The organism is Actinomadura sp. WAC 06369, from assembly GCF_003947565.1.
Taxonomy (GTDB): domain Bacteria; phylum Actinomycetota; class Actinomycetes; order Streptosporangiales; family Streptosporangiaceae; genus Spirillospora; species Spirillospora rifamycini.
Genome location: NZ_QHJN01000195.1, coordinates 1 through 13,569 on the forward strand (window position 1 = coordinate 1; position 13,569 = coordinate 13,569).

Annotated in this window: 15 protein-coding genes; 10 read left to right on the top strand and 5 right to left on the bottom strand. The window is 74.4% G+C overall.

Going from position 1 to position 13,569, the window contains the following annotated elements; all coding sequences use genetic code 11:
- Positions 1-185: 185 nt before the first annotated feature.
- The 3 genes from DMH08_RS34150 to DMH08_RS34160 are packed head-to-tail and all read left to right on the top strand — an operon-like array spanning position 186 to position 2,466.
- Entirely contained in the window at positions 186-1,226 is a 1,041-nt protein-coding gene (locus tag DMH08_RS34150) for a nucleotide-binding protein (RefSeq protein WP_158642439.1), read from the top strand.
- On the top strand, positions 1,223-1,531 hold the full coding sequence (locus tag DMH08_RS34155) for a hypothetical protein (RefSeq protein WP_051300985.1): 309 nt from the start codon (positions 1,223-1,225) through the stop codon (positions 1,529-1,531). The genes DMH08_RS34150 and DMH08_RS34155 overlap by 4 nt, the downstream gene beginning before the upstream one ends.
- Positions 1,531-2,466 (top strand): DUF6177 family protein, encoded by a 936-nt coding sequence (locus tag DMH08_RS34160; RefSeq protein WP_233617979.1) that lies wholly within the window; start codon positions 1,531-1,533, stop codon positions 2,464-2,466. The genes DMH08_RS34155 and DMH08_RS34160 overlap by 1 nt, the downstream gene beginning before the upstream one ends.
- A gap of 40 nt (positions 2,467-2,506) precedes the next feature.
- On the opposite strand, the gene DMH08_RS34165 is transcribed toward DMH08_RS34160, so the two are convergent.
- Genes DMH08_RS34165 through DMH08_RS34175 form a run of 3 tightly spaced genes read right to left on the bottom strand, consistent with a single transcriptional unit; the run spans position 2,507 to position 4,325 of the window.
- Positions 2,507-3,232, bottom strand: coding sequence for a hypothetical protein (locus tag DMH08_RS34165; protein WP_125620187.1), 726 nt, complete (start codon positions 3,230-3,232; stop codon positions 2,507-2,509).
- The gene (locus DMH08_RS34170; protein ID WP_026403605.1) at positions 3,229-3,564 is read right to left on the bottom strand and encodes a PadR family transcriptional regulator; all 336 of its coding nucleotides are present in this window, start codon (positions 3,562-3,564) and stop codon (positions 3,229-3,231) included. Before DMH08_RS34170 ends, DMH08_RS34165 begins: the two co-directional genes overlap by 4 nt.
- Positions 3,565-3,602: 38 nt before the next feature.
- A complete protein-coding gene (locus DMH08_RS34175; protein WP_125620189.1) occupies positions 3,603-4,325 on the bottom strand; it encodes a CPBP family intramembrane glutamic endopeptidase in 723 nt (240 codons plus the stop codon).
- 209 nt (positions 4,326-4,534) lie between these two features.
- Between DMH08_RS34175 and DMH08_RS34180 the strand changes: the two genes are divergently transcribed.
- On the top strand, positions 4,535-4,717 hold the full coding sequence (locus DMH08_RS34180; protein ID WP_125620191.1) for a hypothetical protein: 183 nt from the start codon (positions 4,535-4,537) through the stop codon (positions 4,715-4,717).
- 167 nt (positions 4,718-4,884) lie between these two features.
- Positions 4,885-6,729: a serine/threonine protein kinase gene (locus DMH08_RS34185; protein ID WP_233617977.1), complete on the top strand. Its 1,845-nt coding sequence runs from the start codon at positions 4,885-4,887 to the stop codon at positions 6,727-6,729.
- Between the two features lie 263 nt (positions 6,730-6,992).
- On the opposite strand, the gene DMH08_RS34190 is transcribed toward DMH08_RS34185, so the two are convergent.
- Together DMH08_RS34190 and DMH08_RS34195 are read right to left on the bottom strand one after the other, a co-directional pair.
- The gene (locus tag DMH08_RS34190; RefSeq protein WP_051300988.1) at positions 6,993-7,277 is read right to left on the bottom strand and encodes a DUF397 domain-containing protein; all 285 of its coding nucleotides are present in this window, start codon (positions 7,275-7,277) and stop codon (positions 6,993-6,995) included.
- Positions 7,274-8,140, bottom strand: a complete 867-nt coding sequence (locus DMH08_RS34195; RefSeq protein ID WP_026403609.1) for a helix-turn-helix domain-containing protein — start codon at positions 8,138-8,140, stop codon at positions 7,274-7,276. Before DMH08_RS34195 ends, DMH08_RS34190 begins: the two co-directional genes overlap by 4 nt.
- 307 nt (positions 8,141-8,447) lie before the next feature.
- Between DMH08_RS34195 and DMH08_RS34200 the strand changes: the two genes are divergently transcribed.
- The 5 genes from DMH08_RS34200 to DMH08_RS34220 form a co-directional block, all read left to right on the top strand.
- Positions 8,448-9,107 (top strand): ATP-binding protein, encoded by a 660-nt coding sequence (locus DMH08_RS34200; RefSeq protein WP_233617978.1) that lies wholly within the window; start codon positions 8,448-8,450, stop codon positions 9,105-9,107.
- A 204-nt stretch (positions 9,108-9,311) separates the two neighbouring features.
- Positions 9,312-9,665, top strand: a complete 354-nt coding sequence (locus DMH08_RS34205; RefSeq protein ID WP_026403611.1) for an STAS domain-containing protein — start codon at positions 9,312-9,314, stop codon at positions 9,663-9,665.
- 153 nt (positions 9,666-9,818) lie between these two features.
- Complete coding sequence (locus DMH08_RS34210) at positions 9,819-11,078, top strand: M16 family metallopeptidase (RefSeq protein WP_034519112.1); 1,260 nt, start codon at positions 9,819-9,821, stop codon at positions 11,076-11,078.
- Entirely contained in the window at positions 11,075-12,442 is a 1,368-nt protein-coding gene (locus DMH08_RS34215) for a M16 family metallopeptidase (RefSeq protein ID WP_125620193.1), read from the top strand. The genes DMH08_RS34210 and DMH08_RS34215 overlap by 4 nt, the downstream gene beginning before the upstream one ends.
- 104 nt (positions 12,443-12,546) lie before the next feature.
- The coding region (locus tag DMH08_RS34220) for a sporulation protein (protein WP_125620195.1) at positions 12,547-13,569 on the top strand (1,023 nt) is incomplete at its 3' end.

The window sequence follows — 13,569 nt, forward strand, 5'->3', positions numbered from 1 at the left end:
CCACCGAACCCCGCGCCCCGGCCGACCCACCGGTCGCCGCACCCGACCTCCGCGCCCCGGCCGCAGTTCCGGCGAGCCCACACGTCGAGCCCGTCTCAGTGCACCCGGCCGTCCCGCGCCCGGAGCCCGGTGCCGTCCGGCCGGCCGTCGGCTTTTCGGAGGCCGCTTCCCCCGCGCCGGAAGGCGTGGCGGCGGGGAGTGGGCCGCAGGGGACGAGCGGGGCGGACGGTCCGGCGGGGCGGCCGTCGCCGGTGCGGTCGGCGCCCGAGACCGCGCCGGACTTCGTGCCGCCGCTCCCCCGCGCGGCGCCGCAGGCGGACCGGCACGCGGCGGTGCCGTTCGGCGGTGCGGACGTGTCGGGGCGGCGGGCGCCGCACGGGGACGGGGCCGCACGGCGGATCGGGCGGACGGTGCGGCGGGTGGTCGGCGCGGCCGGGGACGGACGGGCGCCGGAGGGCGTCGCGGCGCGGCTCGGGGCGCCGGTGCCCTCGTGCCGCCGGATCGCGGTGACGAGCATCCGGGGCGGCGCGGGCAAGTCGACGGTCGCGGCGCTCGTCGCGGAGATCGTCCGGCGGCATCGGGACGACCGGGTGGTCGCGATCGATGCGGACCCGGGGCTCGGGTCGCTGCCCGTGCGGCTCGGCGTCGAGGGGCGCGGGTCGGTCCGGCATCTGGCGGCGGCGCGTCCGGGGTCGTGGCGGGAGCTCGCGACGCACCTCGCGCGGACGCCCGGCGGGTTGTTCGTCGTCCCGACGAGCCACGGGTCGGTCGCGGACGAGCTGGAGCACGAGACGTTCCAGCGCGGGGCGGGACGGCTCGGCGAGTTCTTCTCCGCGGCGATCGTCGACTGCGGCGGGGGGCTCGACACGGAACTGCACCGCGGGATCATCGCGGGCGCGCACGCGCAGGTCTTCGTCGCTCCGGCCACCGTGGACGGCGCGCTCAGCGCGCGCGCCGGTCTGCAGTGGTTCGGCGACAACGGGTTCGGTCGGCTGCTGTCGCGCACGGTGGTGGTCCTGGTCGCGCACACGCCGAAGCCGGACGCCGATCTGGAGCGGGTGCGGGAGTCGCTGGCCCCGTTCGGGCTTCCGGTGGCGCACGTCCCGTTCGACCGCCATCTCGCGGCGGGCGGCGCGATGAACCCCGACCGCGTCGGCGCGGCCGCGTTCGGGGCGGTCACGGACATCGCGTGCGACGTCTTCACCCGTTCCCTGGACGCCGCATGAGCCGCGAACTCATCGTGCTGTCCCCGCGCAGGCCCGACGTGGACGCGCTCCGGGTGCCGGGCCTCGACATCAGGAACGCCTACGTGTTCGACGAGCGCGAACAGTTGCTCGTCCGCATCGACGTCCCGGTGCTGGTGCCCGTCGCCGGGGAAGTGGAGCGTCTCCTCGGCGTTCCGGTCACCGGGCCCGTCTGGTGGGTGGAACTCCGAGCCGCCGCCGGTTCGACCCACGCGGCGGAGGTCCTGCGGCGGTGCGCGGACGAACTCGCGGCCCGGCACGACGGCACCGTGTGGAGCGCGCGGTGATGCGTACGGTGGGCGGGGCCGACGTCCTCACGGACGCGGCGATGGTCGTGCTGTGCGATCGTCCGCTCGTCCCGTTGAGCCCGGCCTTCGACGCGTACCTGGACGAGTGCGCGTCCACGAACCGCACCCTTCAGTTCGTCACCCCACCGGACAGCCGGGTCACGTTTCCTCTGGCGCAGTCCGAAGCGCATTGGATCGTGCATGACGACGGCTACTACGAGGGCTTGACGGGACGTCCGATGCACTGGGACGGCGCCATGTTCGTCCCGGATCCGGACGCCCGCGACTACGCCCCCGCCTACACGACGCCGCTCGCCGCGCCGATCAGCCCGCGGCTCGTGCTGACCGTGCGGGCGTCGCACGCGGCCGACGAGCCGCTCGGCGCGCACGTCCACCACCTGATGCGCCTGTTCACGGGAAGTCCCCCGGCAGGCTGGGGGACGACCGAACCCCTGCGGCACGCGTGGGACGCGACGGATCTGACGGCGCACGTCCACGGCGTCGGGGAGGCGCGCCTCGTCGCGGTCGGCGCCGGCGAACGCCCGTGCATCGCGGCGCTGCGGTTCGCGCCGCTCGACCCGCCCGCGTCCGGTGTGGCGGAGACGACGACGCTCACGGTCGGGTACGGCCCTGACGAGACCGTGCCCGTCGGCGACGTCCCGGCCCTCATCGGCGACCTCCCGGGGACGCCGCCCGCGTCGGTTCTGGCCCAGATCGACCCCGGACGCCCGGACCTCACGCTCGAACCCCGCTGGGCCGGCCCGTCCGCCCCGATCGGCCTGGCCGCCCACGGCACCTTCACCGGCCCGCCCGGCTTCAGCCGCCGCCCCCTGGGCAGCCTCACCTGGTTCCCCCTGGGCGAAGGCCGCTCCCCCGACTACTGGCGGCGCCACGAGGCGCTGCTCGCCTTCCTCGAGACGGCCGGCGCCGACTGATCCCGGCACCGCTCGGGAGACGCCGCGTCCAGGGGTGCGGTCAGGGGCGGCGGTTGCGGAGGAGGATGGAGGTCAGGGCGAAGAGTGCGGCGAGGGCGGCGCCGATGAGGGCGCCGCGGGTGAAGCCGCCCGTGAAGCCGTCGCCGCCCGGGTCGCCGAGGAGGAACCAGGCGGCCGCGGCGCCGGCGCCGAGGAGCACGTAGCCGGCGAGGAACGCGTAGAAGCGGCGGCTCCAGAACAGGTGGCGGGCCGGGGTTTCGGGGGCGGCGGGGAGTTCGGCGCCGGGGCCGAGGGAGGCGGCCTTCGGGCGCTTGAAGTACTCGAAGTAGACCCAGGTGCCGCACGGCTCCCAGCCGTCCGGGGCGAGGCGGGCGGCGAGGGCGGCGCGGCGGCCGGGCAGGACGGTCTCGCGGCGGTACTCCCAGCGCTGCGGGCGCTCGGGGTCGCGGCGGCTGATGAAGCGGCCGGCGTTGTCGATGCGCTCGACCTCCCAGCCCTCGTCGCCGAAGCGGTTCAGCAGCCGCCGGTCCTGGAAGGCGTCGGCCGTCCAGCGCCAGGTGTCGTCGGACGGGCCCGGCTCGGCGGCGGGCGCGGACGGGTGCAGGACGGCGGCGAACTCGGCGGCGGGGCCGAACTCGTCCTCGGGGTCGGTGCCGGACTCGGCGACGTGCGCGGCGAGGTCGTCGACCGTGGCCGCGGCCTCGTCGTCGGGGACGCCGGCCGCCCGGAGGCGGTCGGCCAGGTCGGCGAAGTAGGCGGCGCTCATCGTTCTCCCCGGGCGAGGACGTCGCGGACCGACTCGTCGAACGCGAGCCACAGCCGCGACTGCTCGGCGAGCGTCGCGCGTCCCTCGTCGGTCAGGTGGTAGTAGCGGCGGCCGGGACCGCGGTCGGCGACGCGGAACTCGGCGGAGACGAGTCCCGCCTCCTCGAGGCGGTTCAGCACCGGGTACAGGGTGCCTCCCTTGATCTGCCCGAACCCCGCGTCGGCGAGGCGCTTGGCGATCTCGTAGCCGTAGCTCTCGCCGTCGGTGAGGGTCGCGAGCACGAGCAGGTCGAGGACGCCCTTGAGCCAGCTCGCGCGGCGGTCAGCGGCCATGGTGGTCATCTTCTCCGCGATCCAGGTAGTGGTGCAACCTAGCCGGCCGCGGGCGCGGTGCGGCGGGTGGCGACGGCGGGCAGGACGACCATGGCCATCACGTCGATGAGGACGTGCACGGCGATCGGGAGGACGAGGCTGCCGCTGGACAGGTAGAGGTACGTGAGGGAGTAGCCGGCGACCGCGACGAGGAGCATGCCGCGCCAGCCCTGGTAGGCGTGGCCGGCGACGAACAGGGCGAGGGCGAGGGCGGCGGCGGTCTTCGGGCCGAGGCCGAGGACGCCGACGCCGAGGGCGATGAGCAGGCCGCGGTAGACGATCTCCTCGCAGACGCCGGCCGTCACGGCCATGGCGAGCGCCCAGCCGCGCTCGGCGGGGGTGCGGGGGTGCATGCCGGTCAGGGCGGGCTGTGCGGGGACGTCCTTGCGGAAGCGGGTGGCGAAGGCGATGAGCGTCACCGCGAGGGCCGCCCCGGCGATCATCCCGAGGGTCGTCGAGGGGTCGGCGGGGAGGCGCAGGCCCAGGTCGGACGCGGCGGCACCGGGCGAGACGGCGAGGACGGCCAGGGCCGCGGCGGCGGACACCCAGGCGCAGGCGACCCAGAGGCGGAACATGCGCGTGAGGGCCTTCGGGTCCGTGTCGCGGCGCCGCAGCATGCGGTCGTAGGACCGCTTCCCGACCAGGCCCTCGGCGAGCACGTACCCGAGGAGCGGGACGGACAGGGCGAGGCCCAGGGTCGAGAAGTCCGGCGAGATGTGCATGACGCCCTCCATTCGGATCGGTTCAACGATCTAAACCGTACGGCAACCTAGTTAGGAATACAACCTAGGTAGCCGAACCGGCGGGCGCGGCGGCGTCGCGGACGGGAGGCGGGCTCCGGAATAGCTCGCAAGTTCTTGCAGTTAGAAGTAATGACGGAACGCCCGCAAAACGGGTATCAGGCCACATAACCGACACCATGGAGGTCTCCGTGCCCAGCAGCATCCCCAGGCGCCGGCCCGGCGCCGAACGCCGCCAGGTCAAGACCACGTCCCTGCGCGCCCTCGCGGTCGCCGCCCGCCTCGAACGACACCACGAGCAGGAGGGCCCACCGGGCGAGGCGTCCGGCCGGGCGGAGTCCCGCCCCGCGCGGCGGACGCCCGACCCGGCCTGACCTCGGCTTCCCGATGCCCCCGCGGTTCTCCCGCGGGGGCATCGGCGTTCCCGCGCGCCCGCCGCGGGCCGTCCGCCCCGGGGCTCGATCATCCGCTTCCGGGGCGGCGTACCATCATCTGCTCGTAGTCTTTCCGACATGACCGGAACGACGGGGGAGCGAGTGGCGTGACGGACAGGACGATGCCGGACGCCCATCCGCTGCACACGGGGGACCCGCGGCGGCTGGGCGGGTACGAGGTCCTCGGCCGGCTCGGCGAGGGCGGCCAGGGCGCCGTCTTCCTGGGACGACCGGAGGGCGCGACCGCCGCCGCCGACCACGTCGCCATCAAGCTCCTGCACGGGGGCCTCACGGGGGACGACTCGGCGCGCGCGCGGTTCGTCCGCGAACTCGAGGTCGCGAAACGGGTGGCCCGATTCTGCACCGCGCAGGTCCTGGACGCGGACGTCCTGGGCGACCAGCCGTACATCATCAGCGAGTACGTGCCGGGTCTGTCGCTGCACCGGGTGGTGCGCGAGGAGGGGCCGCGCCGGGGCGGCGCCCTGGAGCGGCTCGCCATCAGCACGCTGACCGCGCTCACCGCGATCCACCAGGCCGGCATCGTCCACCGCGACTTCAAGCCGCACAACGTGATGATGGGACCGGACGGCCCCCGCGTCATCGACTTCGGGGTGGCGCGCGCGCTGAGCACGGCCGGTGAGACCCAGAACGTCGGGACGCCCGCCTACATGGCGCCGGAGAACTTCACCGGCGCCCCGATCGGCCCGCCCGTGGACATGTTCGCGTGGGGCACCACGATGGTGTTCGCCGCGACCGGTCGTCCCGCGTTCGGCAACGACGAGCTGGCCACGGTCATGCACCGCATCCTGACCGGCGAGCCGGACCTCGGCGAGCTGCCGAGCCCGCTCCGCGAGCTGGTCGTGGCGTGCCTCGACAAGGACCCGGCGCGGCGGCCCACCGCCCGGACGGCGCAGGAGAGCCTCGTCGGCGCGGCCAGCGGGGCGGCGCCGGGGGCGGCGCCCCCGCCGCTCCCGGCCTTCCCCGGTCCCGCCGCGCCCGGCCCGCAGGCGTCCGGCCCGCAGGCGTCCGGTCCGCAGGCCGCGCCGCAGGCCGCGGGGCCGTACTCGACGAACCCGCACCCCACGAGCCCCCATCCGTCCGGCCCGTACGCCGCGGGGGCGGCGGGACGGCCGTCCGACCACGCCACCGACCCCCGGTACTCCGGGACGGCGCCGCAGCCGGACCCGTTCGGCGGCATGACCCCGCCGCCCGGCGCCGTGCACCCGCACGCCGTTCCGGGCGCGCACCAGGCCCCGCACGGCGCGCCGGGCCCGGACGGCCGGCGCCGCGGCGGGCTCGCGCTGCCGATCGCCGCGGCCGTCGCCGTGGCGCTGGTCGTCGGCGCGGGCGGCGCGTGGGCGGCGATGCGCTCGGGCGGCGACGACGGCGGCGACCGGCCGGTCGCGTCGGACGACCGCGCCGCGGCGCGGGACGGCACGGCGGGCGACATCCGGCCCGGCCCGGAGGAGGCGGACGGCAAGGCGTCGAAGCCGTCCCCGACGAAGAGCGGGAGCGCGAAGCCGACGCAGAGCACGAACACGCGGAAACCGGGCGGCGGAGCGCAGCCGACCCCGGGCCGGAGCACGGGCACCGGCGGCGGTGGCGGCGGTGGCGGCGGCTCGGCTCCCCAGCCGGAACCGGCCAACAAGTACACGCCGCAGCAGGCGTGCGGCGGCGGCTACTCCGTACTCCGCTCGATGACGGTGCCGGGCGGCCGCGCCTACCTGCTCTACAGCAGCGCGACGCGGAAGAACTGCGCGGTGACGATGAAGACGCAGAACGTGGGGACGAAGTCGTCCGTCTCGACGTTCGTCCAGGCGAAAGGCAAGGGGCAGGTCTCCGACGGCGGCTCGTTCGAGTGGTACGCGGGCCCGGTGTACGTGCAGGCGCCGGGCGTGTGCGTCCGGTTCGGCGGCAACGGCAGCGCCTCGTCCTACGGCAACTGCGGCTGAGCGGCGCTGAGCCGCCCGGTGCGGTCCGGAGCCGCTCGGACGCGATCAGGGGGGCCGGATACGAGAAAAGGCCGCCTCCAGGGCGGCCTTTGCCGTCTGCCACGGGAACCGCACGCGATGCGGACGGGTCGACGTTCGACACTCCGTTGCCGACCCGCCTGCGTTTCGACGAACCGCATTGGGGCGATCCCGCGGGCGGGATCATGCGGGGTTGGGTTGCGGTCTCGAGAGGTTCCGGTAGCGGGTTTTCTGTCCTGGACGGACTAGTTGCGGGACGCGATCAGATGATCGAAGTCGCCGTCTTTCGCGCCCAGGATGAGAGCTTCGATCTCGGGGCGCGTGTAGATGAGGGCCGGGCCCTCGGGGTGGCGGGAGTTGCGCATCGCGACGCGGTCGCCGGGAAGTTCGGCGATCTCGACGCAGTTCCCCTGGGAGTTGCTTCGCCGGGACTTCAGCCAGCGCGCCCCCTCGAGGGCCGTCGCGGGCATCCCGTTGTCGTAGTCGTTCTGACCGGCCGGAAAGCGGCCGTGATCGGTCTGGAGCATCATGTCTCTCTGAGAAGATCACCAAGAAGCTCGACGGTGCGTTCCGGGGTGGCACTGTCGACGCACAGGCGTTCCATCGCCTGCAGATAGGTGTCGACGTCGTCGCGCTTGTCCAGGTACATCGCGCCGGTGAGGTTCTCGACGTAAACCACGTCCGGCAGATCCTGCTCGGGAAACCGCAGGATCGAGAAGGCCCCTCCCTCGGCGGCGTGGCCACCGAACCTGAACGGCATGATCTGGATGGTGACGTTGGGCAGCTTCGACATCTCGATGAGGTGCTCGAACTGGCCGCGCATCACTTCCGGACCGCCGATGGGTCGCCGCAGCGCCCCCTCGTCCAGGACGGCCCACAGGCGCGGCGCTTCCGGGCCCGTGAGGCGCTCCTGGCGCTGCAGGCGCAGCTCCACGCGCTGGTCGATCTCTTGTTCCGAGGCACCGGCGTTCCCCAGGCGGATCACCGCACGCGCATACCCCTCCGACTGCAGCAGTCCCGGGACGAACTGCAGTTCATACGTGCGGATCAGCGCCGCCGACTCCTCCAGACCCACGTAGGTCTGGAACCAGCCGGGCAGGACGTCGTTGTACCGGTGCCACCAACCGGGGGTGTTGGCCTCCCGCGCCAGCTGCAGCAGGGCGTCGCGTTCGGACTTCGCCGTGACGCCGTACAGCGAGAGCAGGTCGTCCACGTCTCGTTCTTTGAAGCTGACCCGCCCGAGCTCGAGGCGGCTGATCTTCGACTCCGACGCGCGGATGACGTACCCGGCGTCCTGACGGGTGACGCCCTTCGCCTCCCGCAGGCGACGAAGCTGCGACCCGAGCAGGATCCGACGCACGGTCGATCCGCTTCCCGGCGTCTCTGAAGTCACGCCCAACCTCCCGGCTTCACTGGCGGACAGCGAACCTAGTGTGCCACTGACCTCCGTGTCCTGCGGTTACCTCCGATCGACCGAGCCCCTCCAAGCCGTCTCACTCCCCCCACGACCCGGATGCACGTGCATTGGGCCTTGCATTCGCACGCTACGATGCGCAGGATAACGCACGAGACTTCCGAGCCACGGCTGCACAACGAGAACACTCTGCGGGGTCCCGGGAATGACGTCACGCCACGCGCACGACGACACGCGGTGGGAGCTCGGCCCCGTCGTGGGGCCGGCCGACCCACAGGACCATGCCGTGCATTCGACACCCGTACCGGAATCGTCCGACCTGCCCCCTCGCCTCGACCGGGGCCTGGCCGCGCTGAGCGAGCTGACCGGGCCGACGGTCTCCTTCACCGTCGCGCCCGACCCCGAGTCCGTCACCGAGGCGCGGCACTTCACGCTGTCCCGGCTCGACGAGTGGGGCCTGTCCGATCTCGCCGACGACGTCGGGCTGGTCGTCTCCGAACTCGTCACCAACGCCCTGCGGCACAGCGGCGGCGCCCTGGCCGGCGGGCGCCCCACGGGCGACGCCGTCCACCGCGAGGACGCCCACGGCCCCGCGCCCCACGAGGAGAGCCCGTACGGCGCGGCGCAGTACGGCGAGGCGCGGTTCGGGCCGGACGCCCGCGGCGCGAACGCCTTCGGGACGGGCGCGTTCAGCGACCCCGCGGACCCGCTGGGCTCCGCGCCGTCCGCGATCCGCCTGCGGCTCGTCCACGAGGGCCCCTGGCTGCTGTGCGGGATCCTCGACGCCAGCCGCTCCGCGCCGCGCCGCAAGGAGCCCGACTACATCGCCGAGACGGGCCGGGGCCTGCACCTCGTCGAGTCGTTCAGCGTCCGCTGGGGGTGGCGCACCCTCGCCCGGGGCAAGGTGGTCTGGGCGCTGTTCCGCTCGGACCCGCCCCGATCCTGACCGCACCGGACGCCGGAGCGGCACCGGCACCGACTCACGGCGACGACACCGGCACACGACGACACCGGCATCCGGCGACGCGGAGCGGCCCTCGGCGGCAGGCGCGACAAACCAGACGATCCGGGTATGACACGCTTCAAAGGGAATGACCCGGTAAAGACCGGCGGCCAGGACCGGCCGGGACGACCGCAGGGAGGAGCACCGGTGGAGTTCGCCGTCGAGCACCGCGAGGAGAAGGGCCTCACCGTCGTCGAGATCAGCGGCGAGATCGACGTCTTCACCAGCCCCCGGCTGCGGGAGGAACTGCTCGACGTCATCGAGGGCGGCGGCCTGCACCTGGTGATCGACCTGAGCGAGGTCACCTTCCTCGACTCGACGGGCCTCGGCGTCCTCGTCGGGGTCTACCACCGGCTCCGCGCCCGCGACGGCTCGATGTCGTTCACCGGCGTCGGCGACCGCGTCCGCCGCGTCTTCCACGTCACCCAGCTGACGAAGATCTTCGTGCTGCACCCGTCGCTGGAGGACGCCGTCGCGGCGCACGAGTCGCAGGCGTCCTAGAAGTTATCCACAGGTTCCCGCGAGGGTTCGGCGGGGCCGTGCAGCCGGTACGGTGGCACAGAGATCAAGCCCGCCGCTGGGCCGTGTTCCGAAGGGCCCGTCCCGCCGACGCGCGCGGTGCTGTCCGCAAACCGATACGGACGGGAGCGCTCCGTGGCAGAACAGCCGCTGCATGAGCACACGCTCGGCAATGGCCTGCGCGTGGTGGTCTGCGAGGACCATGTCGTACCGCTGGCCGCAGTGAACCTCTGGTACGGCGTGGGGTCGCGGCACGAGCGCGCCGGCCGGACGGGGCTCGCGCACCTGTTCGAGCACCTCATGTTCCAGGGATCCGCGAACGTCGCCGAGGGCGAGCACGCCGCGCTGCTGGAGAGCGCGGGCGCGTCCTTCAACGCCAGCACGTCCTTCGAGCGCACGAACTACTACGAGACCGTCCCGGTCAGCCACCTGGAGCTCGCGCTCTGGCTGGAGGCCGACCGGATGGGGACGCTGCCCGCCGCGCTCACCCAGGCCAACCTGGACAACCAGCGCGACGTGGTGAAGAACGAGCGCCGCCAGCGGTACGACAACCAGCCCTACGGGACGGCGTTCGAGCGCCTGTGCGCGCTCACGTTCCCCGAGGGCCACCCGTACGCGCACACGCCCATCGGCTCCATGGAAGACCTCGACGCCACCACCCTCGAGGACTGCGCCGACTTCTTCGCCACCTGGTACGCCCCCGGCAACGCCGTCCTGTCCGTCGTCGGCGACGTCGACCCGGAGAAGACGATCGCGGCCGTCGAGCGCTACTTCGGCGGCATCCCGTCGGGCCCGGCGAAGCCGCCGGCCCGCGCCGGCGACCTCGGCCCGCTCGGCGAGATCCGGGGCGAGACCCTCGACGAGGAGGTCCCCTCCCCCGCCTACTTCGCGATGTTCCCCCTCCCGACGGACGGCGGCGACGACGTCGAGGCCGCCGAACTCGCCGTGGAGATCCTCGGCGGCGGGTCCGGCTCGCGGCTGTACGACCGGATGGTCCGCCGCGACGAGATCGCCACCGAGGTGTGGGCGGGCGTGACGCGGCTGGCGTCCGGCCCGTCCCTGGCCATCGTCGACGCGATCGGCCCCGACCCGGAGAAGATCGCCGCGGTGCTGGACGAGGAGCTCGCCCGGTTCGCCGCCGAGGGCCCCGACGCCGACGAGACCGCCCGCGCCACCGCGCAGGCCGAGCGCGGGTTCCTCGAGCAGACCGAGACGGTCACCGGGCTGGCGAACGCGCTGTCGCAGAACGCCACCCAGTTCGGCGACCCCGCCCGGGTCTTCACCGCTCCCGGCCGCGCCGCCGCCGTCACCGGCGACGCCATCAAGGAGATGGCCGCCCGCTGGCTCGCGCCCGGCGCCCGCACCGCCCTGACCTACGGAGGCACGCAGTCGTGACGCAGACCCCGGGCCTGAACCTCGCGCCCCGTCCCGTCCCCGGGCCCGTCCCGGCGTGGGCCTTCCCCGCCGCCGACGCGGGCCGCGTCCCGGCCGGTCCCGCGACGCTCCGCTGCGACCTGCCCGGCCGCCGCCTCGCCGCCGTCCGGCTGGTGCTGCACGCCGGCGCGGGCCGCGAGCCCGCCGGGGCGGACGGCGTCGCGGCGCTCACCGCGCGCGCCCTCCAGGAGGGCACCGAACCCGGCGGCGGCACCGCGCTGACCGCCGCGTTCGAGCGGCTCGGCGCCAGCCTCTACACCTTCGCCGACCTCGCCGCCCTGCGGATCGGGCTCGACGTCCCCGCCACCCGGCTCGCCTCGGCGATGGAGCTGCTGTCCGCGGTGGTCCGGCGCCCCGCGCTGGACGACGCCGACGTGCGGCGGCTCGTCCGCGAGCGCCTGGAGGACATCGCGCAGGAGGACGCCACCCCGGCGTCCCGCGCGATGCGCGAGCTGCGCGCCGTGATGTTCCCCGCCGAGGCCCGCGCGTCCCGCCCGACCGGCGGCGGCCGCGCCTCCGTCGAGGCCCTGACCGGCGCCGATGTCCGCTCCTTCTACGGGTCGATCGTCCCCGCCGAGGCCACCGCGGTCGTCGCCGGCGACCTCACCGGCCTCGACGCCGACGCCGCCCTCGCCGCCGCCCTCGAAGGCTGGGCCGGCACCGGCGGCCCGCTGCCCGCCGCCGACACGGTCCTGCCCGAGTCCGCCCCGCGGATCGTCATCGTCGACCGCCCCGGCTCCGTGCAGACCTACCTCAGCTTCGGGCACGGCGTCCCCGACCGCTCGCACCACGACTGGCCGTCCCTCACGGTCGCGGCGCACGTCCTCGGCGGCGGGCTCACCTCCCGGCTGAACACCGTCCTGCGCGAGGAGAAGGGCTACACCTACGGGATGCGCGCCGGGCTGCTCCGGATGCGGTACTGCGGGCTGTTCGTCGCGCAGGGCGCCGTGCACACCGAGGTCACCGCCGACGCCGTCGCCGACGCCCTCACCGAGCTGCGCGGCATCGTGTCCCGCGGCATCGAGGCCGACGAGCACGGCGCGTCCGTCCGGGCCCTGGCCGACCGGGCGCCCGCCGAGTACGAGACGCCGTTCGCCATCGCCACCGAACTCGCCGACGCGTCCGCCAGCGGCCTCGGCGCCGACTACCCCACCCGGTACCTGGAGGCCGTCCGGGCGTCCACCCCGGACGGCGTCGCGCGCACCTACCGCAAGCACGTCGACCCCGACGCGCTGACCGTGATCGCCGTCGGCGACGCCGAGCAGATCCGCAGCCCGCTCGAAAAACTCGGTTACGCCTCTGTCACCGTCACCTCGAAGGAATGACCCATTTCCCCTAGGGTTTCGGTTGTCGGCATGAACCGTCGCACGGCGGCTTCCGTCTGACCTCTGCGGGGAATCCGCGCCGACGTCACAGAGAGGAACGGCCGGTGTCCTACGGGCAGCCCCACGGGGGCATGGCGGGCGGACCGTCCGTCGACACGATCCTGTCGGAGCCGAACTGCAAGCCGGGCGGCGTGATCGCGGGCACGGTGCACCTGCGCGGCGGGGGCCGGCCGGTCGACGTCCGGCACGTCACCCTCGCGCTGATGCCTCGCATGCAGAACGGCTACGGCGGCGAGACCGCGGGCCCGGAGGTCTACCGGGGCGCGCTCACCCGCTCGTTCCGGCTGGAGACCGGGCAGCAGCGCGACCTGGCGTTCTCCATCCCGCTGCCCTACGAGCTGCCGTTCACGACCGTGCTCGGCCGGACGCTGCCCGGCTTCACGATCGGGATGTGCACCGAGGTCGACGCGGTCGGCCAGCCCGACCCGGGCGACATCGACCCGATCTCCGTGGAGCCCCTCGAGTCGCAGCAGTGGGTGCTCGCCGCGATCGCGCAGCTCGGCTTCAAGATCGGCAAGGTGACGTTCGAGGAGTCGAAGCTGCGCGGCGTCTCGCAGCAGCTCCCGTTCCACCAGGAGATCCACCTGTCGCCGCCGTCCCAGTACCGGGGACGGCTCGGCAAGGTGGGCCTGAGCTTCGTCGCCAGCCCGCGCACGATGGCGTTCGTCCTCCGCGCCGAGGACCGCGAGGCCCCGCCCGACGACGCGTTCGGCGTCTTCCAGGTCCCGCACGCCGAGGCCGCCGAGGCCGACTGGCAGCGCAAGATCACGCAGTGGCTCGACGCCGCGGCGGCCCTGCGGCCCAAGGCGTCCCCGCACGGGCCCGCGCCGTCCCCGCACGGTCCGGCGCCGTCCCCCTCGGGCGGCGCGCCGCTGCCGCCGCCCGGCGGCGCCTACCCGCCGCCGCCGCCGCCGTCGCCGTCGCCGTCGCAGGGCTACGGCCCGCCCGGCAACGCGAACTACCCGCCGCCCGGCCAGGGCGGCGCCCCCGGCTTCCCCGGCACCCCGCCGCCGCCCGGCCCGGGCTACCCGGCCGGAGCACCGCACGGGCGGCGGCGGGGTGCCGGG

What these genes read in the sequence shown, in the direction of transcription:
- DMH08_RS34155 (WP_051300985.1), top strand. Translation starts at nt 1,223, where the DNA reads ATGAGCCGCGAACTCATCGTGCTGTCCCCGCGCAGGCCCGACGTGGAC.
- DMH08_RS34160 (WP_233617979.1), top strand. Translation starts at nt 1,531, where the DNA reads ATGCGTACGGTGGGCGGGGCCGACGTCCTCACGGACGCGGCGATGGTC.
- DMH08_RS34170 (WP_026403605.1), bottom strand. Translation starts at nt 3,564, where the DNA reads ATGGCCGCTGACCGCCGCGCGAGCTGGCTCAAGGGCGTCCTCGACCTG.
- DMH08_RS34165 (WP_125620187.1), bottom strand. Translation starts at nt 3,232, where the DNA reads ATGAGCGCCGCCTACTTCGCCGACCTGGCCGACCGCCTCCGGGCGGCC.
- DMH08_RS34175 (WP_125620189.1), bottom strand. Translation starts at nt 4,325, where the DNA reads ATGCACATCTCGCCGGACTTCTCGACCCTGGGCCTCGCCCTGTCCGTC.
- DMH08_RS34190 (WP_051300988.1), bottom strand. Translation starts at nt 7,277, where the DNA reads ATGATGCTCCAGACCGATCACGGCCGCTTTCCGGCCGGTCAGAACGAC.